This window comes from Comamonas sp. CMM02 (assembly GCF_014851485.1).
Lineage (GTDB): Bacteria > Pseudomonadota > Gammaproteobacteria > Burkholderiales > Burkholderiaceae_C > Comamonas > Comamonas avium.
The window spans coordinates 250,576-275,903 of the sequence record NZ_JACUZW010000005.1 but is presented as its reverse complement, the minus strand read 5'-3'; the positions used below and the strand labels follow the sequence as shown (position 1 = coordinate 275,903).

20 protein-coding genes, 1 rRNA gene and 1 other RNA gene are annotated in these 25,328 nt (G+C 57.3%); 14 read left to right on the top strand and 8 right to left on the bottom strand.

The genetic code is table 11. The annotated features are described in order from the left end of the window. The first annotated feature begins 5 nt into the window (after positions 1 to 5). Together rrf and IB213_RS16575 are read left to right on the top strand one after the other, a co-directional pair. Positions 6 to 118: ribosomal RNA gene (gene rrf, locus IB213_RS16580) — 5S ribosomal RNA — on the top strand. Between the two features lie 189 nt (positions 119 to 307). Then, positions 308 to 1,045: a 16S rRNA pseudouridine(516) synthase gene (locus IB213_RS16575; protein ID WP_192407905.1), complete on the top strand. Its 738-nt coding sequence runs from the start codon at positions 308 to 310 to the stop codon at positions 1,043 to 1,045. A gap of 1,075 nt (positions 1,046 to 2,120) precedes the next feature. Here the strand turns inward: IB213_RS16575 and IB213_RS16570 are convergent. After that, positions 2,121 to 3,041 carry a Ppx/GppA family phosphatase gene (locus IB213_RS16570; RefSeq protein WP_192407903.1) on the bottom strand — a complete coding sequence of 307 codons (921 nt, stop codon included), beginning with the start codon at positions 3,039 to 3,041 and terminating at the stop codon, positions 2,121 to 2,123. A 198-nt stretch (positions 3,042 to 3,239) separates the two neighbouring features. Between IB213_RS16570 and ppk1 the strand changes: the two genes are divergently transcribed. Next, on the top strand, positions 3,240 to 5,363 hold the full coding sequence (ppk1, locus tag IB213_RS16565) for a polyphosphate kinase 1 (RefSeq protein WP_370551226.1): 2,124 nt from the start codon (positions 3,240 to 3,242) through the stop codon (positions 5,361 to 5,363). A gap of 170 nt (positions 5,364 to 5,533) precedes the next feature. Here ppk1 and IB213_RS16560 read toward each other — a convergent pair whose 3' ends face one another. After that, positions 5,534 to 7,006 (bottom strand): Ppx/GppA phosphatase family protein, encoded by a 1,473-nt coding sequence (locus IB213_RS16560; protein ID WP_192407901.1) that lies wholly within the window; start codon positions 7,004 to 7,006, stop codon positions 5,534 to 5,536. 275 nt (positions 7,007 to 7,281) lie between these two features. Here IB213_RS16560 and pstS point away from each other — a divergent pair, with 275 nt between their 5' ends. The 7 genes from pstS to phoR all read left to right on the top strand — a co-directional run bounded on the left by pstS (position 7,282) and on the right by phoR (position 13,936). Continuing rightward, entirely contained in the window at positions 7,282 to 8,322 is a 1,041-nt protein-coding gene (gene pstS, locus IB213_RS16555) for a phosphate ABC transporter substrate-binding protein PstS (RefSeq protein ID WP_191724748.1), read from the top strand. Positions 8,323 to 8,412: 90 nt separating this feature from the next. After that, positions 8,413 to 9,426: a phosphate ABC transporter permease subunit PstC gene (gene pstC / locus IB213_RS16550; RefSeq protein ID WP_191724794.1), complete on the top strand. Its 1,014-nt coding sequence runs from the start codon at positions 8,413 to 8,415 to the stop codon at positions 9,424 to 9,426. Continuing rightward, positions 9,423 to 10,307, top strand: a complete 885-nt coding sequence (gene pstA, locus IB213_RS16545; RefSeq protein WP_191724749.1) for a phosphate ABC transporter permease PstA — start codon at positions 9,423 to 9,425, stop codon at positions 10,305 to 10,307. The genes pstC and pstA overlap by 4 nt, the downstream gene beginning before the upstream one ends. 17 nt (positions 10,308 to 10,324) lie before the next feature. After that, positions 10,325 to 11,125 (top strand): phosphate ABC transporter ATP-binding protein PstB, encoded by an 801-nt coding sequence (gene pstB / locus IB213_RS16540; RefSeq protein WP_191724750.1) that lies wholly within the window; start codon positions 10,325 to 10,327, stop codon positions 11,123 to 11,125. A gap of 17 nt (positions 11,126 to 11,142) precedes the next feature. Continuing rightward, positions 11,143 to 11,844, top strand: coding sequence for a phosphate signaling complex protein PhoU (gene phoU, locus IB213_RS16535; RefSeq protein WP_191724751.1), 702 nt, complete (start codon positions 11,143 to 11,145; stop codon positions 11,842 to 11,844). 19 nt (positions 11,845 to 11,863) lie between these two features. Then, positions 11,864 to 12,562: a phosphate regulon transcriptional regulator PhoB gene (gene phoB, locus IB213_RS16530; protein WP_191724752.1), complete on the top strand. Its 699-nt coding sequence runs from the start codon at positions 11,864 to 11,866 to the stop codon at positions 12,560 to 12,562. 9 nt (positions 12,563 to 12,571) lie between these two features. After that, positions 12,572 to 13,936 carry a phosphate regulon sensor histidine kinase PhoR gene (phoR, locus tag IB213_RS16525; RefSeq protein WP_191724753.1) on the top strand — a complete coding sequence of 455 codons (1,365 nt, stop codon included), beginning with the start codon at positions 12,572 to 12,574 and terminating at the stop codon, positions 13,934 to 13,936. A 166-nt stretch (positions 13,937 to 14,102) separates the two neighbouring features. Here phoR and IB213_RS16520 read toward each other — a convergent pair whose 3' ends face one another. From IB213_RS16520 to trxA, 5 genes are all read right to left on the bottom strand, one after another. Next, on the bottom strand, positions 14,103 to 15,455 hold the full coding sequence (locus tag IB213_RS16520; protein ID WP_192407899.1) for an MATE family efflux transporter: 1,353 nt from the start codon (positions 15,453 to 15,455) through the stop codon (positions 14,103 to 14,105). Positions 15,456 to 15,470: 15 nt separating this feature from the next. Next, positions 15,471 to 17,168, bottom strand: a complete 1,698-nt coding sequence (locus tag IB213_RS16515; RefSeq protein ID WP_192407897.1) for a hypothetical protein — start codon at positions 17,166 to 17,168, stop codon at positions 15,471 to 15,473. 193 nt (positions 17,169 to 17,361) lie between these two features. Then, on the bottom strand, positions 17,362 to 17,607 hold the full coding sequence (locus IB213_RS16510; RefSeq protein WP_191724756.1) for a type B 50S ribosomal protein L31: 246 nt from the start codon (positions 17,605 to 17,607) through the stop codon (positions 17,362 to 17,364). A gap of 138 nt (positions 17,608 to 17,745) precedes the next feature. Beyond that, entirely contained in the window at positions 17,746 to 19,008 is a 1,263-nt protein-coding gene (gene rho / locus IB213_RS16505; RefSeq protein ID WP_191724757.1) for a transcription termination factor Rho, read from the bottom strand. 275 nt (positions 19,009 to 19,283) lie between these two features. Continuing rightward, positions 19,284 to 19,616 (bottom strand): thioredoxin TrxA, encoded by a 333-nt coding sequence (gene trxA / locus IB213_RS16500; protein WP_191724758.1) that lies wholly within the window; start codon positions 19,614 to 19,616, stop codon positions 19,284 to 19,286. A 238-nt stretch (positions 19,617 to 19,854) separates the two neighbouring features. Between trxA and IB213_RS16495 the strand changes: the two genes are divergently transcribed. Together IB213_RS16495 and IB213_RS16490 are read left to right on the top strand one after the other, a co-directional pair. Then, positions 19,855 to 21,186 (top strand): TIGR03862 family flavoprotein, encoded by a 1,332-nt coding sequence (locus IB213_RS16495; RefSeq protein WP_192407895.1) that lies wholly within the window; start codon positions 19,855 to 19,857, stop codon positions 21,184 to 21,186. A 166-nt stretch (positions 21,187 to 21,352) separates the two neighbouring features. Next, positions 21,353 to 22,303: an arsenic resistance protein gene (locus tag IB213_RS16490; protein ID WP_192407893.1), complete on the top strand. Its 951-nt coding sequence runs from the start codon at positions 21,353 to 21,355 to the stop codon at positions 22,301 to 22,303. A gap of 354 nt (positions 22,304 to 22,657) precedes the next feature. Here IB213_RS16490 and ffs read toward each other — a convergent pair. Further along, positions 22,658 to 22,753, bottom strand: an RNA gene (ffs, locus tag IB213_RS16485) — signal recognition particle sRNA small type. A 102-nt stretch (positions 22,754 to 22,855) separates the two neighbouring features. Between ffs and dnaX the strand changes: the two genes are divergently transcribed. Both dnaX and IB213_RS16475 read left to right on the top strand, forming a co-directional pair. After that, entirely contained in the window at positions 22,856 to 24,874 is a 2,019-nt protein-coding gene (gene dnaX / locus IB213_RS16480) for a DNA polymerase III subunit gamma/tau (RefSeq protein ID WP_192407891.1), read from the top strand. Between the two features lie 81 nt (positions 24,875 to 24,955). After that, the gene (locus tag IB213_RS16475) at positions 24,956 to 25,288 is read left to right on the top strand and encodes a YbaB/EbfC family nucleoid-associated protein (RefSeq protein ID WP_191724762.1); all 333 of its coding nucleotides are present in this window, start codon (positions 24,956 to 24,958) and stop codon (positions 25,286 to 25,288) included. The last annotated feature ends 40 nt before the right edge of the window (positions 25,289 to 25,328 follow it).

Sequence of the window (25,328 nt, the reverse complement as noted above, 5' to 3'; positions counted from 1 at the left end):
TTATGCCTAGTGACCATAGCAAGTTGGCTCCACTCCTTCCCATCCCGAACAGGACAGTGAAACGACTTTGCGCCGATGATAGTGCGGGTTCCCGTGTGAAAGTAGGTCATCGCTAGGCTCTTACAGCTGCAACACCCCCTGACCTTGAAAGAGGCAGGGGGTTTTGTTTTTGGGGATTTGAATTTAAATAGATAGCTGCTAGCGCTTGTATTGCCTAGATTTAAATATCAAATTACCAGTAAATCTTTGATAGATGAGCGCAAGGCGCTCTGTTTTTGAGACCGCTGGCTGCGGCAGAGGTGATGAGATGCAGTTGCAGGACATTCTTTACTCGCAAGGTTTTGGTATTCGCCGTGTGTGTTCAGGCTTGATTCAACAAGGCTGGGTGCAGGTGTATGAAGAGGGTGCGCCGGAGCCTGTACAGGTGACCGATTCCACGGCTGAATACGATCCACAAGGACTGCGCTTTCGCGTGCAAGGCGTGGATTGGGAGTACCACGAAAAGGGCTATGCGCTGCTGTACAAGCCGGCAGGTACAGAGTGTTCACAAAAACCTTCGGCCCACCCCAGCATCTACAGCTTATTGCCGATGCAGTTGCGCCAGCGGCCGAACAAGGGTGCTGTGCAGGGGCTGCAGGCGGTTGGCCGCCTGGACCAGGATACGACGGGTTTTTTGCTGCTCAGCGATGACGGGCAGTTTATTCACCGCATGAGCTCGCCCAAGAAACATGTGCCCAAGGTGTACCGTGTGACGGCCAAGCATGCAGTGACACAAGCGATGGTGGATAAGCTGCTGGCCGGTGTGGTGTTGGAGGATGACCCCAAGCCGGTAAAGGCAGCAGCGTGCGAGATCATTGCTGAAAATGTGTTGGATCTGACGTTGACAGAAGGTAAGTATCACCAAGTCAAACGCATGCTGGCAGCTGTGGGTAACCGTGTAGAAGGCCTGCACCGCTGGAAGATTGGCAGCATGGCATTGCCCGAGGATATGAAGCCTGGGGAATGGCGTTGGCTGAGTGCGCAGGATTTGGAAAAACTGCGCTAAGCGCTCAAAGCAGCGTGAGCAGCTGTTCTTCACTCCAGCCGGTCTAAGCGATAGAACAGGCGCGCGATGTAGAGCAAAGCTGAACCATGAGGTGCTGGTGGGGGAAGAGACGCCCCGTGCACCGAGAAAAACCAGGCCTGTCATTAACGGCTTGGTTTTTTTTATGGGCTGAGTGCTGGGTAGGCGTTGTGTTGCAGATGATTGAATACTCAAAAACTAGCGTTCCTTGCGTCGCAGTCGAGAGGTGCTGCAGGCAACTGTGACAACATGACAAACGTCTGCGAAGGAGCTGTCATGTTGATTGCCCAGCACAATGGCGCTACGACGATCCCTGTCACGCGTTTGGCCCTGCAGCATGTCAATGCTGCGGACAAGGAACCGGCACTGCAATACGGCTTGGTTTGAACTTGGTGCGCGAGTGGCGGCAGCGCACGGCGGTTCATGATGCCAGCCATAGGGGATGGACCGCCTGCAAGGTACGAGCAAAACGGCGAAGGAGGAGTTGGTCACCTATCTGCGCATTCAGTGCTGCAAGATGACTTATTGGCGTTGGTGGGGGCCATGATTAGCTTTGCGGTGGACCGTCTGCTGCGCCGGGGGAAACACTGCAGATTGCCCGTTTCAATAAACCTGAGGGCGAGCGTAAATCCTTTAGAGCCGATCTGTTGGCATGTGGATATGAAGTACCTGCACCAGATGCAGGGCAGGGACAAATGCTGTTATGTGTTTGTCGCCATCGAGTTGCCCGCCGCTGGGTGTTTATTGCCACCAAACGGCACAAGGCTGCAGCCGCTGCCAAGTCTTTCCTCGCAGCAGTGCGCAAAGCAGTGTCTTCAAGATACAGGCCATCGTCACCGGCAGCGGCAACGGCTCAGCGTTTACGGACCGGCTGTTTGGAAGTTGCAGACGCGGCTCTACAGGAGAGTATGGGATTGACCCGCTGTGCCAGGCGCTGGGGTGAGCACTGGCTGACCCAGCCCAAGAGCTGGAGCGTGAAAGCGCCTTACTTATTTGTCAAGAACGTACGCAATCATCCTGGACCTGGCAGGTGGGCTGAGACGAAAGCCGCGGTGATTCAGTGACCAGTCAGTGACTGGTGCAGCTCAAATATCAGCCCATGGCGCAAAGCGCCTTGGGCAATGCGCATGTGCTGCAGCCCAAGCACGTCAAAGACTGCGCACATGATGCTGACGCCCCCACCAATGACCGGGCGCAGTTCTTCACGCAAACCGTGCAGGGGCAGCCGGTCTATATGGCCAGCTTGCACCAGCTGTGCCTTGAGTTGAAATAGCCCTGCACGCGAAATTTCTCCGACAGGTAGACCCGCTTGCAGCAAAGCCTTGCTGATGGCTCCAGCCGTACCTGAGGAGCCAAATGCTTGCTCCCATGGCGCGTTGCCCAGCGGTGCGAGAGATTGTCTTAAAGCCGCTTGCGCAGCGTTGCCGGCAGCAGCAAAACGTTCAGCGCTCAATATGCCACCCCCAAAGAAACGCTGTGCCCACGCGACGCTGCCAATTGGGCAGGATGTGGCGATGTGCAGTGTCTGGTTGTGGCCCACGCAGATTTCGGTAGAGCGGCCCCCGATGTCGATGACTAGCCGGTTTTCTGGCAGCGCTGGCAGCAGGCGGGTGACACCTTGGTAGATTAGTGCGCCTTCACGTTCGCCTGAAATCAATTCCACTTCACATCCCAAGATGGCATGGGCTTGCGATAAGAACTCGTTGCGATTGCGGGCTTCGCGCAGGGTTTGGGTGGCCACAGCGCGGCGGTGTTCTTTGGCCACGCGAGTCATCAGCCCTGCATAGCGCCGCAAGCATTCCAGGCCGCGCTCCATGGCCTGGGCCTGCAGGTTGCCATGTTCATCCAGGGCACCGCCCAGACGCAGGGTTTCTTTACGCTGCAATTCAATCTGCAATTTGCCATCCACGATGCGGCCGATCAGCAGCAAAACGCTATTGGATCCGATGTCGATGCTGGCAAGCAGGGGAGCTTTCATAGGGCAAAAAGAGGTAGGCAGCCCGCCAGATTACCATCACAGCAAAGTCTTTTCAGTTGGCTGCACACTTTGCGCAGATGAAACAGTCATACAGCTGTCACTGTTTCGTCACATGCAGTGCGGATACTGGTGAGACATCGCCAAAAAGTTTCCATGTATTCAAAGACTGAACCATTCATTGCGCCGCTTCCTGCATTCATGGCACTGCCGAAATCACTGGGTGGTTCAATGCCTGAAGGCGGTGTGCCGCAGGTGGCCAGTGCCACGGCACAGCCGCTGTCGCTAGAGCCGCCCATGGCGCTGCTGCCGCGCGACCATTGCATTTTGGCGTTCAACGAGCGCGTGATGGCTTGGGCGCGCCGTGAAGATGTACCGCTGCTGGAGCGGTTGCGTTACCTGTGCATTGTGTCGTCCAACCTGGATGAGTTTTTTGAAGTACGCGCTGCGCCGCACATCACCGCTGTCAATAGCCTGGCACAAGGCGTATACAACGCGCAAGACGGGCTGGCCCTGCTGCACAAGGCGCAGGATCTGGTGGCGCGTCAATATGCGCTGTACAACGATGCATTGATCCCTGCCTTTGATGCGGCGGGCATTCGTATCGTGAACCACAAAGAGCGCACTGCCGCGCAGCGCAAATGGGTGCACAAGCACTTTAGGCAGGCTGTCAAGCCTTTGCTGGTGCCAGTGGCATTGGATCCCGCACACCCTTTTCCGCAGGTGGCTAACAAGTCGCTCAATATGGTGGTACGCCTGAAGGGGGGCGATGCTTTTGGCCGTGCCAATGAGGTGGCGATCGTCAAGCTCTCGCGTGCGCTGCCACGCCTGATGCAGCTGCCAGCGAGCATCTGCGGCAAAAAACGACTGTTTGTCAGCCTGTCTAGCATGGTGCGGGCACACATCTCGGAGCTGTTTGATGGCCGCGAGGTGGTGGAGGCGGTGCAGTTTCGCGTCACACGCAATACCGAATTGCTGGTGGAAGAAGATGAGGTGGATGACCTGCGCACGGCACTGCGCGAAGAACTGGCGTACCGCCAGTTTGGACAGGCGGTACGCCTTGAAGTGGGCAGCAATTGCTCGGAGTTTCTCGCCAGCACCTTGCAGCAAGAGTTTGATGTGCCGTCGCAGGCGCTGTTTCGGGTGCAGGGGCCGGTCAATCTGGTGCGCCTGTCGGAGTTGATTGATCTGGTCAATGAGCCCGCCATGCTGTTCACACCCTGGCAGGGCAACTGGCCACGCCAGCTCAAACCAGCGGTCAAGATCATGGCGCAGATGCGCAAGCAAGATGTGCTGATTCACCAGCCCTTTGAGCAGTTTGATGCGGTGCTGGAATTGCTGCGTGAGGCGGTATACGACCCTGCGGTGGTGGCCATCAAGCAGACTATTTACCGCACGGGTGTCAAGTCTCAACTGATTGAACTGCTGGCCCAGGCGGTGCGCATGGGCAAGGAAGTGATGGCCGTGGTGGAGTTGAAGGCGCGCTTTGATGAAGAGGCGAACATCAACTGGGCCGATGCGCTGGAGGCGGTGGGTGCCCAGGTGGTATATGGCGTGGTGGGCCTGAAGACCCACGCCAAAATGCTGCTGATTACACGCCGTGAAGGCCGGGGGCTGCGCCGTTACGGTCACCTTTCAACGGGCAACTACAACCCCAAGACCGCACGCATGTATACAGATTTGAGCTATCTGACGTGCGATACGGTGCTGACGGCCGATATGGATGCGGTGTTCCGCCACCTGGCCAGCCCGAATGTGAAGCCCAGGCTGGACAAGCTGGTGATGGCTCCTTTTGCCTTGCAGCACAGCATGCTGACCCATCTGGAGGCCTGCAAGCAAGCTGCGTTGAAGGGTGAATATGCCCGCGTGGTGGTGAAAACCAATGCCATGACTGATGAAGATCTGATTCATGCGCTGATTGACGCAGGCCAGGCCGGGGTGAAGATTGATCTGATTGTGCGCGGTGCATGCATGTTGCCACCGCAGGTGCCGGGGGTGACGGACAACATCCGTGTGCGTTCCATCATTGGCCGTTTTCTGGAGCACTCTCGGGTGTTTTACTTTGCGTGGGGCGACAGTCAGGAGCATGTCTACCTGTCCAGCGCCGACTGGATGCGCCGCAACATGACGCGCCGTGTCGAGCTGGCCTGGCCTGTGCAAGAGCCCAAGCTGCGCCAGCGCGTGATCGATGAATGCCTGGTGGCATATTTGCATGACAACCGTGATGCGTGGACACAGCAGCCCGATGGCAGCTACCTGCCGCCCGCGCAGCCGCAAGATGGCGATGGTATACAAAACGCGCTGATGCATCTGTACAGCACGTAGCTGACCATGGTGCGCGCACAAAAAAAGGATGCATATGGCATCCTTTTTTTTGTGAAGAAGTGGGTGTGGTTGCTTTAATAAAGAGAGCTTGTAACGCTTATAAATAAAAGGTTTCAGATATAAAAGACTTTGAAACCTATATAGATAAAGCGTTGAAAGCTCCTTTTTTCTTAAGCTAGCTGCAGCAGCAACTGCCAGTCGGTTTTTCCTACGGCTTCTGCCTCTTCGCGCAGCAACTGTGCGCTGAGTGGGAAGCGCTGCGCCCAGCCCGGCGCAGTTTGCAGCAGCAATTGCTTGCCATTGCGCTGTAACTGCAGGCCTTGCATATCGGGCGCACGGCGGTTGTTGCAAAGCACCACAGCCAGACGCAGGCACAGCAGTTGCTCTGCATTGGCTGGCAGGTGCATGAAGGCTTCCATTTTTTTGAGCTTGCCGCGATGACCCAGCACCAGCTGACCCAGCTGCGCCAGCTCTGCGGGGGCAAAGCCCGGGGCGTTGCTGTTTTCCAGAATGTAGGCGCTGTGGCGGTGGTAATTGCTGCGCGAGATGCGCCAGCCCACTTCATGGAGCAAGCCAGCCCAAGCCAGGTTGGCGGGGGGGAAGGTTTCTTGCGGGTGCAGCTGCATCCACAGTTGCTGAGCGGTTTCGGCCACATGGCGGGCATGCATGCTATGCACCCCAAAGCGTTGCATCAGGCCCAGAACGCTGGCGGTGTGGATGTCTCCGCTGGGTTCATCGTTGACCAGCCCGTACAGCACGCCCATGCGCAGTGCGCCCTGGGCCACGACCATGCGCTCCAGACCCAGCAAGTCAAACACGGCCCGCAGCACGCTCAGGCCACCGGCCACGACGGGGCGACGGTCTTCTTTCAGGCCTTCCAGCTTGATGCGGTCAATGTGCTGGGCGCGCAGCAGTTGCTGCTGCAGCCAATCGAGGCTGGCGCGGGTAATGACGCCGGGGTCAAACCCATTGGCAGACAGCGTGTCTCCCACTGCGTTGGCGGTGCCTGCGGAGGCGTAGGCAATGTCCCAGCTGCCGGGTGTAAAGGTGTCCAGCGCCTCATCGAGCACGGCACGTGCGGCAATCTCAGCAGTCTCGAAGGCCTCGGGCGTCAGGTGGCCTTGGGGGAAGTAGCGCAGCGTCCACGCCACGCTGCCAATGCGGTAAGAGGCCAGTGACTGCACCACGCTGGCCTGGCCCAATACAAATTCGGTGGAGCGCCCGCCAATATCAATTACCAGACGGTTTTCGTCCGATGCAGGCAACTGGCTGATGACGCCGCGGTAAATCAGGGCGGCTTCTTCTTCGCCCGTTATCACTTCAATGGGAAAACCGAGCAATTCATTGGCACGATCAATAAATTCGTCACGGTTATGGGCCTCGCGCAAGGTTTGTGTGGCCACTGCACGCACATGCTGCGGATCAAAACCGCGCAGGCGTTCACCAAAGCGGGCCAGACAGGCCCAGCCACGTTCCATGGATTCCTGGGTGAGGTTGCGGTTGCTGTCCAAACCATTGCCTTGGCGCACGGTTTCTTTGAGGTACTCGATGCGGTGAATCTGGTGGTGTTCATAACTACCAATTTCAAGGCGGAAACTGTTGGAGCCGAGATCTACGGCAGCAAGTGCAATCGCATTGTTCATTTGAAATGTGTCAGCTGGCGGCGCAAAGTGGGCAGCTTATCAGCCATGGCGGCGTTGAGCGCACAAATGTGGGGCATGACCGAGTGTGAAACAGGGCTGCGATTCTAGATGGCCGTCATGACTGGTTTGTGACATTTTTTTGAATTCACTGAACTGTGGTTTTTGAGGAGGAGTAAATTTTTTTATGTGTCACAAGCTCGTCATAAACGGTTTTTACATTCACGTCATCGAAGTTTTCTTCGACCCCTTGTTCTGCAATCTAAAGAGGTGCTTCCATGAAAATGTCCATGACGCGTGTTTTAGTGACGGGTGCTTTGGTATCCGGCGGTTTGTTCAACATGGCAGCCGCGCAAGATGCAACTGGCGCAGGTGCCAGTTTCCCCGCTCCGCTGTATTCCAAGTGGGCCGCTGATTACAACAAGGCCACAGGCGTGAAGATCAACTACCAGTCGGTGGGCTCTAGCGCAGGTCTCAAGCAAATTGAAGCCAAGACCGTAGATTTCGGTGCTTCGGACGAGCCACTGAAAGACGCAGACTTGCAAGCCAAGGGTCTGGTGCAGTTTCCCACCGTCATTGGCGGGATTGTTCCGGTAGTGAACATCAAGGGCGTGCAGCCTGGCCAGCTCAAGCTCACAGGCCAGATTCTGGGTGACATTTATCTTGGCAAGATCACCCACTGGAACGATGCCGCCATCACGGCGCTGAATCCGGGCGTGAATTTGCCCAACGAAAAAATCACGGCTGTGCGCCGCGCTGACGGCTCTGGCACCACTTTTGGCTTTACCAACTACTTGAGCAAAGTAAATGCCGAGTGGAAAGAAAAAGTGGGTGAGGGCAAGGCAGTGAACTGGCCCACAGGTGCGGGTGGCAAGGGCAACGAAGGCGTGGCCGCTTTTGTGGGGCGTCTGGCCAACTCCATCGGTTACGTGGAATACGCTTACGTTAAGCAAAACAAGCTGACTTTTGCACAGTTGCAAAACAACGAAGGCGCGTTTGTCTCGCCTAACGAAGCCAGCTTCAAGGCCGCTGCTGCAGGCGCTGACTGGAGCAAAAGCTTCTACCAGATCTTGACCAGCCAGCCTGGCAAAGATGCATGGCCAATCACCAGCGCAACGTTCATCTTGATGCACAAGGTGCAGGACAAGCCTGCGCAAGCTGCGACTACGCTGAAGTTCTTTGACTGGGCGTATAAGAGCGGTGACGCCACTTCGAGCGACCTGGATTACGTACCTATGCCTGACTCGGTCAAGGCGCAGGTGTTCAAGGCCTGGGGTGAAATCAAAGACAGCGCTGGCAAGCCAGTAGCTTGGAAGTAAACGACTGCTTGAACAGTCACACCCTGCTGGGCGCGTGTGCGTCTGGCAGGTCTTGTTATTTGTAAAGAGGTGACACCCGTGTCCTCATCCATGTCTTCTGCCAACCCGGTGACCAGCCGGCAACAGCCGATTGCCAGCCGCGCACAGCCGCCTCGCCGCAATCGTTGGATATCTGCAAGCTTTGCCGATCGCCTGTTCGCCTGGATGGCCAAGGGTGCTGCCTTGATCACTCTGGGCTTGCTGCTGGCCATCATGGGCTCGCTGCTGATCGGTGCCTGGCCCGCCATTCATGAATACGGCCTGGGCTTTTTCACGCGCACCGAGTGGGACCCCGTGCAGGACCAGTACGGTGGTCTGGTGATGATCTACGGCACTTTGATGACATCGCTGATTGCGCTGATCATTGCGGTGCCTGTGAGCTTTGGGATTGCGCTGTTCTTGACAGAGCTGGCACCCAGCTGGCTCAAGCGCCCTCTGGGCACAGCCATTGAACTGCTGGCTGCGGTGCCATCGATTGTGTACGGCATGTGGGGCTTGATGGTCTTTGGCCCGGTGCTGGCCACTTATGTGCAGCAACCACTGCAAGCCCTGTTTGATGGCGTGCCTTATCTGGGCGCACTGGTCTCGGGCCCGCCAGTGGGAATTGGTATTTTGTCGGCCGGCATTATCCTGGCCATCATGATCATCCCGTTCATTGCGGCGGTGATGCGCGATGTGTTTGAAGTGACTCCCGCGCTGCTCAAGGAGTCGGCCTACGGTTTGGGGGCCACAACGTGGGAAGTCGTCTGGAAGGTAGTGCTTCCTTACACCAAGGCCGGGGTGCTGGGCGGCGTCATGCTGGGCCTGGGACGTGCTTTGGGTGAGACGATGGCGGTGACTTTTGTGATCGGCAACATGAACCAGCTCAACTCGGTGTCCATGTTTGAAGCCGCTAACAGCATTACCTCTGCATTGGCCAATGAGTTTGCCGAAGCCGGCGAAGGCCTGCACCAGGCATCGTTGATCTATCTGGGGCTGGCACTGTTCTTCATCACTTTCGTGGTGCTGGCATTGTCCAAAATTTTGCTCAACCGCCTGCAAAAGAATGAGGGAGCGCGCACATGAGCACCTCCAGTCAAAAACTGATTTCTGCCGAGCGCCAAGATGCAGCGCGTCAGGCGCGTTTTGCCGCTCGCAAGCGCCTCAACCAGGTGGCACTGGCGCTGTCGCTGGCGGCAATGGCTTTTGGTGTGTTCTGGCTGATCTGGATTCTGTGGGAAACCATTCGGCTGGGCATTGGCGGGCTGAGCCTGGCGCTGTTCAGCGAGATGACACCACCTCCTAATGAGGCAGGTGGTCTGGCCAATGCCATTTTTGGCTCTTTCGTCATGGTGACTTTGGCCACTTGCGTGGGCACTCCGATTGGGGTGATGGCAGGCGTTTATCTGGCTGAATATGACAAAAACAGCTGGCTGGCCAGCACGACGCGCTTTGTCAATGACATTTTGCTGTCTGCCCCTTCCATCGTGATTGGCTTGTTCGTCTACGCGGTAGTGGTGGCCAAGTTCAAAAGTTTCTCTGCTTATGCAGGCATTGTGGCGCTGGCCTTGATTGTGATCCCCGTGGTCATTCGCACCACAGAAAATATGCTGACCCTGGTGCCCTCAGCATTGCGCGAGGCGGCCTACGCTTTGGGTACGCCCAAGTGGAAGGTGATTTTGGCGATCACATTGCGCGCTGCACGCGCCGGTGTGATTACGGGTGTGCTGCTTGCGGTGGCGCGGATTGCGGGGGAAACCGCACCGCTGCTTTTCACTGCACTGAATAACCAGTTCTGGAACGGCGATCTGGGCAAGCCGATGGCGAGCTTGCCAGTGACCATCTTTAAGTTTGCGATGAGCCCCTATGAAAACTGGCAGCAGCTGGCGTGGGCAGGCGTATTTCTGATTACTGTGGCCGTGCTGGGCCTGAATATCTTGGCCCGCGTACTGACGCGCCAAAAGTAAATTGCAAGGATTTGATGATGCCAACTGCAACATTGACGACACCCGCTATTGCACCGATTTCTGGGCGATCCAAGTTATCTGTGCGTGATCTGAATTTCTACTATGGCAAGTTCCATGCGTTGAAAAACATCAACCTGGAAATTCCCGAAAAGAAGGTGACGGCTTTTATTGGCCCGTCCGGCTGTGGCAAATCTACGCTGCTGCGCACCTTTAACCGCATGTACGAGCTGTACCCCGAGCAGCGTGCGCAAGGGCAAATCTTGCTCGACGGCGAGAACCTGCTGACCAGCAAGCAAGACGTTGCACTGATTCGTGCCAAGGTGGGCATGGTGTTTCAAAAACCCACGCCGTTTCCGATGTCCATCTACGACAACATTGCCTTCGGCGTAAAGTTGTTCGAGAGTCTGGATGCCGCAGACATGGAAGAGCGCGTGGAGTGGGCACTGCGCAAGGCGGCGTTGTGGACCGAGGTGAAAGACAAGCTGCACCAAAGCGGCGCCAGCCTCTCGGGTGGCCAGCAACAGCGCCTGTGCATTGCACGGGGCATTGCCATCAAACCTGAAGTGCTGCTGCTGGACGAGCCTTGCTCGGCCCTGGACCCAATTTCTACCGCCAAGGTGGAAGAGCTGATTGCTGAGCTCAAAGACGACTACACCGTCGTCATCGTGACGCACAACATGCAACAAGCCGCGCGCTGCAGTGATTACACCGCGTACATGTATTTGGGTGACCTGGTGGAGTTTGGTGAAACAGAGCAACTGTTTTTCAAGCCCCAGCGCCGCGAAACAGAAGACTACATCACAGGCCGATTTGGTTAATTCCGCAGGAGACAGATATGTCAGATAAGCATTTGTCGACACAGTTTGACAGTGAACTCAATCGTATTTCATCGCGAGTGATGGAGCTGGGCGGGATCGTGGAGCGCCAGATCAGCCAGGCGGTTTTTGCCTTGACCCAATTTAGCCTGGAGGCCGTGGAGCAAGTGGCTGCGCTGGAGGAGCGGGTCAACGCCATGGAGGTGGAAATTGACTATGAGCTGTCTTCCATCATTGGCCGCCGCCAGCCGACAGCACGTGATTTGCGCATGCTGATGGCGTTCTCCAAAGTAACGGCCAACCTGGAGCGCATGGGCGACGAAGCGCACAAGATGGCGCGCATGGTCAAGTCCATCATTGAAAGTGGCGCATCACGCGCCTTGCCCTCCGGGGAGCTGCGAGTTGCGGCAGAAATGGCCTCGGCACTGCTGCGCAAGGCGCTGGATGCTTTGGCCCGCCTGGATACCAAGGCCGCTTTGGGCATCCTGAAAGAAGACGACCTGATTGATGATGAGTTTGATGGCTTTGTGCGCAAACTTATCACTTACATGATGGAAGATCCGCGCACAATTTCTGCCAGCCTGGACCTGCTGTTCCTTGCCAAGGCGGTGGAGCGCATTGGTGATCACTCCAAAAATGTGGCCGAACTCATCATCTACTTGGTGGAGGGCAAGGACATTCGCCACCAGTCCATGGATGTGATTGAGTCGGCGGTGCGTTAAACAAGCCCAGGTAAGAAGCATGAAGAAATTGCCGCAAGTACTGATTGTTGAAGATGAGCCCGCCATTGCCGAGCTGATCGCAGTGAATTTGCGCCACAACGGTTTTACCCCTGTGTGGGCTGAAGATGGTGTGAGCGCACAGCGGGAGCTGGATGCTGCGCTGCCCGACGTGATCTTGCTGGACTGGATGCTGCCTGGTGGCTCCAGCGGCCTGAATCTGGCGCGCAAGTGGCGCGCAGATCAGCGCAGCAAGCACGTGCCCATCTTGATGCTGACAGCGCGTGGTGACGAGCCTGACAAGATTGCAGGCCTGGACGCGGGCGCCGATGACTACATCACCAAGCCGTTTTCAACCCAGGAACTGCTGGCGCGTATTCGCGCCGTACTGCGCCGGCGCACGCCTGAGCAAGCTGGCGAGCGAGTACAGGTGGGAGATCTGGTGCTGGACAGCGAAACACACCGGGTGACTTACCAGGACCAGCCACTCAAGCTGGGGCCCACGGAGTTCAAGCTGCTCAACCACTTTATGCACAACCCAGAGCGCGTGCACAGCCGCGGGCAGCTGCTGGATAAGGTGTGGGGCGACCATGTCTACATTGAAGAGCGCACGGTGGATGTACACATCAAACGCTTGCGCGAAGCATTGGGTGAGGCTGGTAGCCTGGTGGAGACCGTGCGCGGTGCGGGCTACCGATTGTCTGCAGGATCAACCGCCTAAGGATGCGTGATGGCTTTGCGCTGGATGGAGTTATTGCTGTTGCAAACGCTGCTGGTGGGTATCGCAGCTTGGCTCTGGGGGCCGTGGGCAGGGCTGGCCGGGGCACTGCTGGCTACATGGCTGTGGATGCTGTGGGACAACTGGCAGGCGCAGCGCTTGCACCACTGGCTGGTGCGGGGGGATATGACTGTGCAGCCACGCGTGCGTGGGGTGTGGAGTTTGCTGGCCACTTACATGCGCCGATCTGCCCGTTCACGCGAACAGGCTGTGGTTGCCGCTGAGCAGCGCGTGCAGGATATTTTGGCGGCTTTGCAAGCCAGCCCCAATGGTCTGGTGCTGATGGATGCTGAGGGCCATATAGAGTGGTGCAACCACATGGCTGAGCGCCACTTTGGCTTTGATGCTGAGCGTGACATCCAGCAGACCATTGGCAATTTGGTACGCGATCCTGCATTCAGTGGTTATTGGGCGAGCCAGGATTTCTCTCAGCCCGTGCTGATGGCTGGGCGTGAAAGTTCACCTTCACGGCCAGTGATGCTGTCGGTACACATCTACCCCTATGGGGATGGCCGCCATTTGTTGCTGGCACGTGACATCACTGCGCTGGAGCAGGCCGAGGCCATGCGCCGTGATTTCGTTGCCAACGTCTCGCACGAGATTCGCACACCACTGACGGTGTTGGTGGGTTTTGTGGAAACTTTGCAAACTTTGAATTTGTCGCCTCAAGAGCACAAGCACTATCTGTCGTTGATGGCACAGCAGGCCGGACGCATGCAAAACCTGGTGCAAGATTTGCTCACGCTGTCACGGCTGGAGGGTAGCCCGCTGCCGGGTTACAGCGAATGGGTGCCCGTTGCCTCCATGCTCTCGCAATGCACGGTCGAAGCGCAAGCGCTGTCCAAACTACTGACCAAAGGTGCGGCCGGGCATGTCATCAGCTTTCCCCAGCCCGGTGCGCCGGGTATGGACTGGGACATTGCGGGCGCGCAGGCTGAGTTGATCAGCGCCTTCTCCAACCTCATCAGCAATGCTTTGCGCTATACACCTGCGGGTGGCACTGTGCAGGTGCGCTGGGACGTCTTGCCCGATGGTGGCGCGCGCTTTTCGGTTCAAGACTCTGGCCCCGGGATTGATCCCGCACACATTGGCCGTTTGACGGAGCGTTTTTACCGGATCGATCGCAGCCGCTCACGCGATACCGGTGGCACAGGCCTGGGCCTGGCGATTGTCAAGCACGCACTGCAGCGCCATGGTGTCAAGCTGGAAATTCACAGCCAACTGGGCGCCGGTGCAGTGTTCAGCGCCGTCTTTCCCGCGCACCGCTTGCGTGATGCACAGCGTGTGCATGCATTGCCAGAGGCTTTGCCCAAGTAACCCTCGCTGGCAAAAGCATGGATATTGCGGGGGCAGTGGGCAGTGGGCAGTGGGCAGTGGATTGCATTTGCCCGATCTGAGCGGCTGACACGCTGCGGTGCCTGTGGAGCAAGGCTCGCGCAGTACAGGTTTCAATCTTGGTGTAGCTGCAGCGTAGGCGCCACGTCTAGCGAGCGTCAGCTAGCTGCGCCTGAAAAACCTTATGCAGTAGAAAAACAAAAAGACTAGCTACCAGCGTAAGCGCCAAGCCACTTCCAATCCAAAAAGGCATTGGATTTGTTGACCAGTAAGCGCTGGTAGCTTCATTTTTATAAGCAAGCCAGTAGCCTCCGCCCAGACCGCCGCCCCATAGCAAGCCGCAATACACCACCAATGGTGCAACGGTTACGCGCCAGCAGCGCAGCAAGAAAATACAGACGCACTGAATGCTGTCGGATGCGTGGTACAGCGCTACCCAGAGCAGCAGCGATGAGGTGAGCGCGATCACGTGCGGGTCTGCCGTGTAGATGTGGGGAATGTAGGCGCGGGCCAGCAGCAAACTGCTGCACAGCACCAGACCACTGGCCAGCGCAATCTTCACACCCAGCCAGGCCAGCTTTTGGGCCTGGGCTTCATTGCCTGCGCCACGCCACCAGCTGACGCGGGCGCTGATGGCAATGCCCAGCGACAGAGGCACCATGTAGCAAACACCAGCCAGGTTGGCTGCAATCTGGTGGCTGGCTGCGGCCATGGCCCCTTGGCGTGCCACAAAAAGTGCCACCAGCGTAAATGAGGTGACCTCTACCAAGATCGACAGCCCTGCGGGCACGCCCAGGCGCAGAAAAGCGCTGATGCGCTGCCAGTCAGGCGCTTCCATGCGCTGCCATATCTGCAGGGGGACATACAGTTTTTGGCGGCGCATCAGCACGATGGCGACGATGGCGATGGCGTAGTCCACCAGCAAGGTGGCCCAGGCGCAACCGGCTGCACCCTGGGGCTCAAGCCCCCAGCCGCCAAAAGTAAACCAGATGGACAGCGGCACTTTCAACACCAGCGCACCCACCTGCAGCCAAGTGACCAGCTGTGGGTGCCCCAGCGCCTGGTTGAGCGTGGCATACAGTCGAAAAAACATGGCCGAGGGCAGTGCCCAGCCCACAATCATGAGGTAGGCGCGCACATCGGCCTGCATGCTTTGCGGCACCTCGGTCCAGGTCAGGATGGGTTCTGGAAAAACCAAAATAACCATGCCCAGCAACGTAAAGCCAAGCGCCAGATACAGCGACTGGCGAAACGATGCGCCAATCGCCGTGGTCTCGCCTTTGCCGTGCTGCTCGGCCCAGATTGGCAGCAGGGCCTGCAAGATGCCCATGAGTGAGACGTACACACTCACAAACACGGCAGAGGCTACCGACAGGGCGGCCAAGGCTTCTGAAGAAAAGCGACCCGCAACAATGGTGTCAGTCACACCAAAGGCCATGATCGCCAGTTGCCCGGCAAGCACGGTGCCTGCATGCCGCGCAATCGTGGCAAGTTCATGCATAGATGGCCTCTGACTTCAAGGGGTGCGGTGCAAGACCAGCAGGTTGTCTTTGCGCTCTGTCGGGCGTGTCACTTGCTGCACGAATTGCCACTGCGCGGCTGCTTCGGTGTCTACGGCAGACCAGGCGGCAGGTGTTGCAATCAACCAGTTGCACTGGGCATCAGTGGCTGTGGCAATGCCGCGCTGCAATTGCCAGGGTGCGTAAAAACGAAACGCAGTGGTGAGCGCCGGCGTAAAACCAAGTGTGCGCACACAGGACACATCACGTGGAATCACGTGTGCCACGGCATTGACGTGTGGGGTATAGCTGCGGGCATAGTCCAGCATGGGAAGCCACAGCGTCATCAGCAATACCCAGCCTAAAACGGTTCCGCCAGCAGGCACTGCCAGGCTTTTCCATATCGCCGCACGGTGCCGACGTGTGCGCCATGCCACCAAAAGGACCCAGCCAATCGTTGCGGCCACGGCCACTAAGAAGGAGAAAAGCGAAAAGGACGGCTCAAAACCAATGGCCAGACGCTGTATGTTTTCAGCAGGCTTGGCGGGGAAGCCCGTTTGCACAGAAATCCATACCACCCAGATCGTAATGGCCGAAATGGTGAAAAAGAACAGTGTGAGCCAGTCGATCAGTGCCCCCAGACTGCGCTTGAACGTGGGCAATGCAAAAGCAGCCAGCGCTGCAATACCGGGTAAGGCCAAAATCAGTGAGCGATCACCATCCATTGTGAAGATGGTGCAAAACACCGCTATGACCCAGAGCCACAGTGGCCAGGCCAGGTGCGAGTTGTGCCGTGGGTGTACCAATTGCCCGCGCCAGCGCCACAGCGCCCACAGTGCCAGCAGCCACGCCGGCCAGCTGAACCACATCAGCAGGCGGGCAATACTTTGCCAGTCTTTGCCTTGCTGCCAGGGGTTGATCAAACGGTATTCCCACAAGCCAAGCAACCAGGCTGCACTGGCAGCCACTGCCATGGACAGAATCCACCAGGCAGCCCAGCTATAGCGCTGCTGAAGTTTGGGTGTTTGAACGCACAGCGTCATGGCCACAGCGCCCAGACCCAGGAACATGGCCATCGAAGGCGCACCCGAAAGAGCCAGCGCAAGCATGCCAAGCAAGGCTGCAGCGGCAGATAGCTTGGGTTGCCACCACATACAGGCCGCTGCAAAGAAAAGGGCGCACACCGCTGTCAGCTGCACCAGCGTGTGGCTGGTTTCATGCGAAAACTGGGCCAGGCCCAGGCAGGCCATGAGGGCGAGCAAGCCGCCATCAGCCAGCGCGCGCGCGTAGTCAGTAGGGGAGGCTTCTCCGCCAAAAGCAAACACTACAGGCTGTGCCCCGGGGGTGCGAGCCAGGCTAAACACCGCACGCCATGTACACAGCAGGGCCAGAGCCAGCAGTACCATAAAAGGCAGGCGTACCACCACATCTGCAGGCATGGTGGACGGGAGCAACCGCAGTGCCCATGCCCCTAGCCAGTATTGCAATATGCCCGGGACATCAGGCTTGATGCCGTCAATCAAGGGCTGTGTCCAGCTTGTCTCGCTATGCGCCATGGCCTGCATGTAGCCAAAGGCAGCGATGTCGACATCACGCCAGGGCTCGCGACCTACAAAGCCGGCAAGGATGTAAGTGATGCAAAGCAGCAGCATGATCCAGCGTGGCAGGCTGCGGACCGCGTTTTGGGCAACGATGGCGGGTGAGGGCGGATTCATGAAAGCAAAGTAGGCATGCCAATGGAGCGCATGCAGGTAAAGCAAATAACTGGGTGGTGCGCGCTAGCATGCCACGACTACGTGGTGTCTGCAGCCATGTCCATGCTTGTTGCATCCACGTGTCTTACATGTGCTGCAAAAGGAAAAGGCAGCCGGGTTGCCCTGGCTGCCTTTTTGGCGGGAAAGTAAAAAATTACTTCTTGCCGAAGCGGTTGCGGAAGCGCTCCACACGGCCGCCCATGTTGTCCACCGACTTTTGAGTGCCGGTGTAGAAGGGGTGCGATTCAGAAGAAGTATCCAGCTTGAACAGGGGATATTCCTTGCCCTCGAAAGTTTCTGTTTCCTTGGTGTTGGCGCAAGAACGTGTCACGAACTTGAAGTCGTTAGACATGTCAACGAACAGAACTTCGCGGTAATTGGGGTGAATGCCTTCTTTCATGATCTTCCTTTAGTCAAGTGCGGTAGCCGTGCCAAACCCGAAGCAACCTTTGCTTCGAAAATGCATTCAACATACTTTCCGCAATAAAGCCTCTCATTATAGCGTGAGAGGCGAAATTTTCGCAAAACGCGCAGCGGCTTAGCCGCCGCGACGCATCATGTCGAAGAATTCGACATTGTTTTTTGTCTGCTTCATGTTCTTGATCATGAGCTCCATGGACTCAATTTCGTCCATATTGTACATGAATTGACGCAAGATGCGCGTCTTTTGCAAGATTTCGGGTGCCAGCAGCAACTCTTCGCGGCGTGTGCCGCTCTTTGTCAGATCAATCGCAGGGAATACGCGCTTTTCGTACAGGCGGCGGCTCAGGTGAATTTCGCTGTTGCCTGTGCCCTTGAATTCTTCAAAAATCACTTCGTCCATGCGCGAACCGGTGTCAACCAGCGCAGTGGCGATGATGGTCAGAGAGCCACCTTCTTCCACGTTGCGCGCTGCGCCAAAGAATCGCTTGGGGCGTTGCAGGGCGTTGGCATCCACACCGCCGGACAGCACTTTGCCCGACGAAGGCACCACGTTGTTGTAGGCGCGAGCCAGACGTGTGATCGAGTCCAGCAAGATCACGACGTCTTTCTTCAATTCCACCAAGCGCTTGGCGCGCTCAATCACCATCTCGGCGACGTGCACGTGGCGGCTGGCGGTTTCGTCAAAGGTGGATGCAATGATTTCGCCCTTCACGGAGCGTTGCATTTCTGTCACTTCTTCAGGGCGTTCATCAACCAGCAGCACCATCAGGTGCACGTCGGGATTGTTGGCCGTGATGGCGTGGGCGATGTGCTGCATCATCATGGTCTTGCCGCTCTTGGGAGGGGCAACAATCAGTGCACGCTGGCCGCGGCCAATGGGGGCAATGATGTCGATGATGCGGCCAGTAATGTTCTCTTCGGACTTGATGTCACGCTCAAGCTTCATCTGCTCCTTGGGGAACAGCGGCGTGAGATTTTCAAACATCACCTTGTGCTTGTTCGACTCGGGGGAGTCGCCGTTGACCTTGTCCAGCTTGGTCAGCGCGAAGTAGCGTTCCCCATCTTTAGGGGTGCGCACTTCGCCTTCAATCATGTCGCCCGTGTGCAGGTTAAAGCGGCGCACCTGGCTGGGGGAGATGTAGATGTCGTCGGTGCTGGCCGTGAAGTTGGTGTCTGGGCTGCGCAGAAAGCCAAAGCCGTCCGGCAAAATTTCCAGCACGCCATCGGCGAAAACTTGTTCACCGGCTTTGGCTCGCTTTTTAATAATTGCGAACATCAGCTCTTGCTTGCGCATGCGACCGGTGTTTTCAATGTCAAGCGCTTCGGCTTGCTTCAACACTTCAAAGACGTGCAGGGCCTTGAGTTCGTTAAGGTGCATCTGGAGTTACTCCTGGCGGAGTTCAAAGAAATCTGGGGATGTGGCGAATGCCAGAGTAATCGGCGAGGAGCGCAGTACGTCGATGGCTTGCCAAGATGATCAGAAACGGCCGCCAATGCTTTGGGCCGTGATCGGGTTTTATTATGACAGGAAAAGCGGGCAAACTGCATAGTAGTTTGTGTAATGCAGTTTGCCACATGCTGCGGCTTCAGGTTGACATGGGCCTGTGCGCCGTGCCAGCGCAGCCTTCACAGCAGTGCGCTGGCTTTTAAAGATCAGCCAACATGCTGGTCAATGAAGGCGGTCAACTGGGGTTTGGCCAGTGCACCTACCTTGGTGGCAACGAGTTCGCCGTTCTTGAAGATCATCAAGGTAGGAATGCCGCGAATGCCGAACTTGGCGGGAATTTCGCGGTTTTCGTCTACGTTCATCTTGGTGATGGTGATCTTGCCTTCGTAGGCTTTGGAGACGTCGTCCAAAATGGGGGCAATCATCTTGCAGGGACCGCACCATTCAGCCCAGTAGTCCACCAGTACGGTGCTGCCGGGCTGCAGTACATCCGATTCAAAGCTGGCGTCAGTGACATGCTTGATGAGTTCGCTGGCCATGGATTTCTTCCTTGTTGTGAGTGTGGGGGCGGGGCGCATAAAGCGCACGAAAGTTCGAATAATTGTGACAGAAACGAATGTCCAGACGTGCCTTGTGGCTGGGCAAAAACAACTATGGCTTTTATAGGCGTGCCCAATGGGTGGCATTGGCGTGGTTGCCCCCGGGTCTTCGAGCAGGCGTTATGCTGCCTGCCCTTTGGCGCTTGGTCGCCGGTATTTGTGAAAGATAGGTTTGTCTATGTCTGCTGCCACTGCGCTGCCTGCGCTCAAGTGTGATGTTGCTATTGTGGGGGCAGGGCCTGCGGGTTTGATGGCTGCAGAGATGCTGTCTGCCCAAGGCGTGCAGGTGCACGTGTTTGATGGCAAAGCCTCGGTGGGGCGTAAATTTCTGCTGGCAGGCAAGGGCGGTTTGAACCTGACACACGCTGAAGCCTTTGAGCGTTTTGTCGAACGCTATGGCGATACGCAGTCCATGCTGCAGCCTTTGTTGCAAGAATTTGGCGCGGAGCAATTGCGCGCCTGGGCTGAAGGCTTGGGTATCGGCACTTTTGTAGGCACATCGGGGCGCGTTTTTCCCACGGACATGAAAGCCGCACCGCTGCTTCGCGCCTGGCTGGCGCGTTTGCGTGCCCAGGGGGTGGTGTTTCATATGCGTCACTTGTGGAAGGGCTGGAGTGATGCGCAAGCGCTGGTGATGGAGTCACCCGAAGGCGTATTGCCCGTGCAAGCCAAGGCCGTGTTGCTGGCTTTGGGCGGCGGCAGCTGGGCGCGCCTGGGCTCTGATGGTGCTTGGGTGGCGTTGCTGCAAGCCAAAGGCGTGGAGGTGTCGGCGCTGCAGTCGGCCAATTGCGGCTTTGATGTGGGCCAGCCTGTGCACGCAACAGAAGAAACACGCCGTGAGTTTTTCAAAGAACTGGTGGGGATTGCGCCTGCACCCGGTAAAGGCTGGAGCACGCATTTCACCGAGCGTTTTGCAGGCGCTCCGCTGAAGTCTGTGGCCCTCCGTTTTACGGACAGTCTGGGGCGCAGCTTTGATCGCAGGGGTGAATTTGTTGCTACGGCCACCGGGGTGGAAGGCAGTTTGGTGTATGCGGTCTCACACCTGCTGCGCGATGAAATCAAACGACAAGGCTTTGCCACTTTTGAGCTGGATCTGCTGCCTGCATTCAGCGCTGAGAAGGTGCTGCAGGAAGTGCGTCACCCACGTGGCTCGCGCAGCCTGTCCAGCCATTTGAAGGGGCGTTTGGGTCTGGACGGCGTCAAGGCGGCGCTGCTGCATGAGTTGCTGAATAAGCAGGACATGCAAGACCCGGTGAAGCTGGCCCATGCCATCAAGGCTTTGCCGATCACGGTGGTGGCTACGCGTCCTCTGAATGAAGCCATCAGCACCGCTGGCGGCGTAACGTGGAATGCCTTGGATGAGGCTCTCATGTGCAAGGCGCTGCCCGGTGTGTTCTGCGCTGGCGAAATGATTGATTGGGAAGCTCCTACGGGTGGCTACCTGCTCACCGCTTGTTTTGCTACGGGCGTGCGCGCGGCACGTGGCATTCAAGCGTATGTAACTCAATAAATGTATAGCTGTCAGCGCTTGCTATCTAATGTTTTTGGATGCTTTTGTATCTGAAGTCGTTGTAAATACTGCGCAGGCAGCTATATTTTTATGCATATGCACCGAGAGTGAAGCGAAAGGTGGGCGGTATTTGTAAAGCCTATTCGGGCTCAGCAACAATGCACGCATGCCATCATTTCGTGACACCTTAGAGCGCTTGCAAGCGCCTATTTACTTGGCCACCGTTGCCGTTGCCGCCTTTTTTGCATGGACGTTTGCAGGCGCGCAGGGCTTGGAGCGAGCGATCAACCCCGCGCTGGCGCTCATGCTCTACGTCACTTTTTTGCAAGTACCCGTGCCCGCATTGCGTGCCGCTTTAAAGCAGGGGCGGTTTTTGCTGGCGCTGCTGGTGACTAATTTTGTTGCCATACCGCTGCTGGTCTGGGGCTTGAGTTTTGGTTTGCCCGATGACGGCCTGGTGCGCTTTGGCGTCTTGCTGGTGCTGCTGGCGCCGTGCATTGATTACGTGGTCACGTTTGCGCACATGGGCAAGGCCGATGCGCGCTTGCTGCTGGCATCTACTCCGGTGCTGCTGGTGGTGCAAATGCTGTTATTGCCTGTTTATCTGCGCGCCATGCTGGGGCAAGAGGCCGCGGCATTGGTGCAGGCTAGGCCTTTTGTGGATGCCTTTGTGTGGCTGATTGCGCTGCCACTGCTGCTGGCCGCATGCACGCAGTGGTGGGCCGCTCGCTCGGGCGTGGGCGCGCGTATTTACGCGGGTTTGGGCTGGCTGCCTGTGCCTGCGACGGCACTGGTGCTGTTTGTGGTGGTTGCCGCCGTGGTTCCGCAACTGGAGGCCGCAAGCCACGCAGCCTTGCGCGTGCTGCCTGTCTATATGGCGTTTGCGGTCCTGGCTCCTGTGGTGGCATGGCGGGTGGCCAAGCTTTTCAAGCTAGACGTCTCGGCAGTGCGAGCCATTGCCTTTAGTGGCAGCACGCGCAACTCCTTGGTGGTGCTGCCCTTGGCGCTGGCCGTGCCGGGTGCTATTCCTGTATTGCCCGCCGTGATCGTGGCGCAAACGTTGGTGGAGCTGGTCAGCGAGCTGGTCTACGTCAAGCTTTTGCCCAAGTTGCGTTGAATGGCTAATTAAAGAGGCCAAACGCGGCAATGCATGGGGGGGCGCTTCGCTTGAGTTGGTTGCGGGCCGGTGCGCTGGCATATTTTTTTGCAGGTGGCAGCTGGTGCTGGGCAGCACCAGCTGCATCTACTTGACGCGTATCGGCGCACGCTGCGCAGCGTCTGCAAATGGCTGCAGCGCTTGTGGTTCAAAGCGTCGTCAATAACGCTGGCGCTGTGCCTTCATGCGGCATGGAAGTGCAATGGCCTGCGCGCGAAGGCTCGCTGCCAAACTATTGGCATATCAGTCATGTTTTTTGAAAAGCATCGCTTCAAAAAGAGCACCTCTTGCTGATGAAGAGGGTTCTGAAACGAAGTTGACAAGCCTTACCTCGGCACTGGTTTCACAGTTAGGGCTGCTTGGTTCCCCACCTGACCCGGTTGGCTGCTTCCCCATGCGAGGGGGCCTGTCAGCGTCAATTATAGGTGCGTTTGTGTCACGCAGATGGGACACGTGAAGATAAACAAGCAAGCTGACATGGTGTAAAGCTCGTAGCCCGTAGAATTCGCCCCTATGTCTTATCTCGTGCTCGCCCGTAAATACCGTCCCCGTAACTTTGCCGAAATGGTGGGGCAGGAGCACGTCGTGCAGGCATTGGGCAACGCGCTGACTCAACAGCGGTTGCACCATGCATATTTATTCACCGGTACGCGTGGCGTGGGCAAGACCACGGTGTCGCGTATTTTGGCCAAATCGCTGAACTGCACAGGCGCAGATGGCCAGGGTGGAATTACGGCTACGCCTTGTGGCGTATGCCCTGCCTGTACTGAAATCGATAGTGGACGTTTTCCTGACTATATTGAGCTGGATGCGGCCTCGAACCGAGGTGTGGACGAGGTGCAAAGCCTGCTGGAGCAGGCGGTGTACAAGCCGGTGCAGGGACGCTTCAAGGTCTTCATGATTGATGAGGTGCACATGCTCACCAACACGGCTTTCAATGCCATGTTGAAGACGCTGGAAGAGCCCCCTGAGTACCTGAAGTTTGTGCTGGCCACGACCGATCCGCAGAAAGTACCTGTGACCGTGCTTTCGCGTTGCCTGCAGTTCAATCTGCGGCCTATGGCACCAGAAACCGTTTTTGAGCACCTGACGCAAGTGCTGGTGAAAGAAGACATTCCTGCAGAGCCCCAGGCGCTGAAGCTGCTGGCCCGCGGTGCGCGCGGCTCCATGCGAGATGCGCTGTCGCTGACTGACCAGGCCATTGCTTTTGGTTGCGGGCAGTTGCAAGAAGCATCTGTGCGGCAAATGCTGGGCAGCGTGGACCGCAGTTACGTGTTTCGCTTGATTGCCGCTTTGGCACAAGGCGATGGCCGCACAGTGGTAGAGACCGTAGATGCACTGCGCTATAACGGCATTTCTGGGGCATCCACTCTGGAGGAAATGTCCACCGTGCTGCAACGCATGGCCGTTTTGCAGGCCGTACCGGATATGGCCGCTGCGGTGGACGCTTCAGATCCAGAAGCCGCAGAAATGGCTCAGCTGGCACAGGCGATGCCTGCCGACGAGACGCAGCTGCTCTACAGCATTTGCCTGCATGGCCGCCAAGAGCTGGGCTTGGCACCAGATGAATACGCTGCGCTGACCATGGCGCTGCTGCGCCTGCTGGCGTTCAAGCCACAGGGTGAGCAAGCATCGGGTACCACAGCCCCATTGGCTGAAAAAAAAACACTGAAGTTAGCTGAACTGCCTGTGCAGTCGCTGGCAAAGGCGCAAGCTGAGCCACAGCCACAGCCACAGCCACAGCCACAGCCACAGCCACAGCCACAGCCACAGCCACAGCCACAGCCACAGCCACAGCCACAGCCACAGCCACAGCCACAGCCACAGCCACAGCCACAGCCACAGCCCGAACCGGCTGCGGTGAATGCGATGCCAGCCCCTGCAGCACAGCAGGCCGTGGAGCAACCCGCAGTTGCTGAGGCTGCCGCCCCTGGGCGGGAAGATGCCGCGCAAGACATGCCACCTCCGTGGGAAGACTTGCCTCCTGAATCGGCGCAGGCAGAGCCTGCATACGGCAGTGATGAGCCGCCCGTATGGGATGAGGTGCCCATGGAGGCATCGGCACCGTTTGCAGAGCCTGTGGTTCAGGCCAAGCCTGCGGTTCAGGCCAAGCCTGCGGCCATAGATGTTGCTACAGAGCTGGAGCCAACCCCTTTGGGGGATGCATGGCACGCAGTGGTGACCCAACTGGATGAGGCGCAAGCCATCACCGCTTTGGTGCGCGAGCTGGCCATGCAGTCACAATTGGTGGCGCAATCGCAAGGTGTGTGGACGTTGCGTGTGCAGCGCACATCCCTGAACCAGCCTATGCCCCGCGAGCGCCTGCTCAAGGCTTTGGCGCAAGTCACAGACTGCGTCAGCCTTGAAGTTGAAAATGGCAAGGTGTCTGACACCCCTGCGCTGCGCAATAAGGCGCAGGCTGAAGCACGGCAAAAACGGGCTGAAGCGATTGTGATGAACGATCCGCAGGTGCTGCATTTACAGCAAACCTACGGGGCAACCATCGTGCCCGGTAGCATTCGACCTGTATAGGCGAAACAAAGGCCGGGGCATGCCAAGTCGTGGCACTATTGCCCCATCAGATTTTTAAGTGACGAATAAAGGAAACCTACCATGTTCAATAAAGGACAACTCGCCGGTTTGATGAAGCAAGCCCAAACCATGCAAGACAACCTCAAGAAGGCGCAGGATGAGCTGGGCAACGTCGAAGTAGAAGGCGAGTCGGGCGCAGGTTTGGTCAAGGTGGTGATGACTTGCAAGCACGATGTCAAGCGCGTCACGATTGATCCCAGTCTGCTGGCTGAAGACAAAGACATGCTGGAGGATCTGGTGGCCGCTGCGTTCAACGCGGCTGTGCGCAAGGCCGAAGAAACTTCCAATGAAAAAATGTCCAAGCTGACAGCGGGCATGCCCGGTTTGCCCGGTGGCATGAAGTTCCCTTTCTAATTGCTGGCGACGACGTCGATTGAGGGAAAGCCGTGGTGCT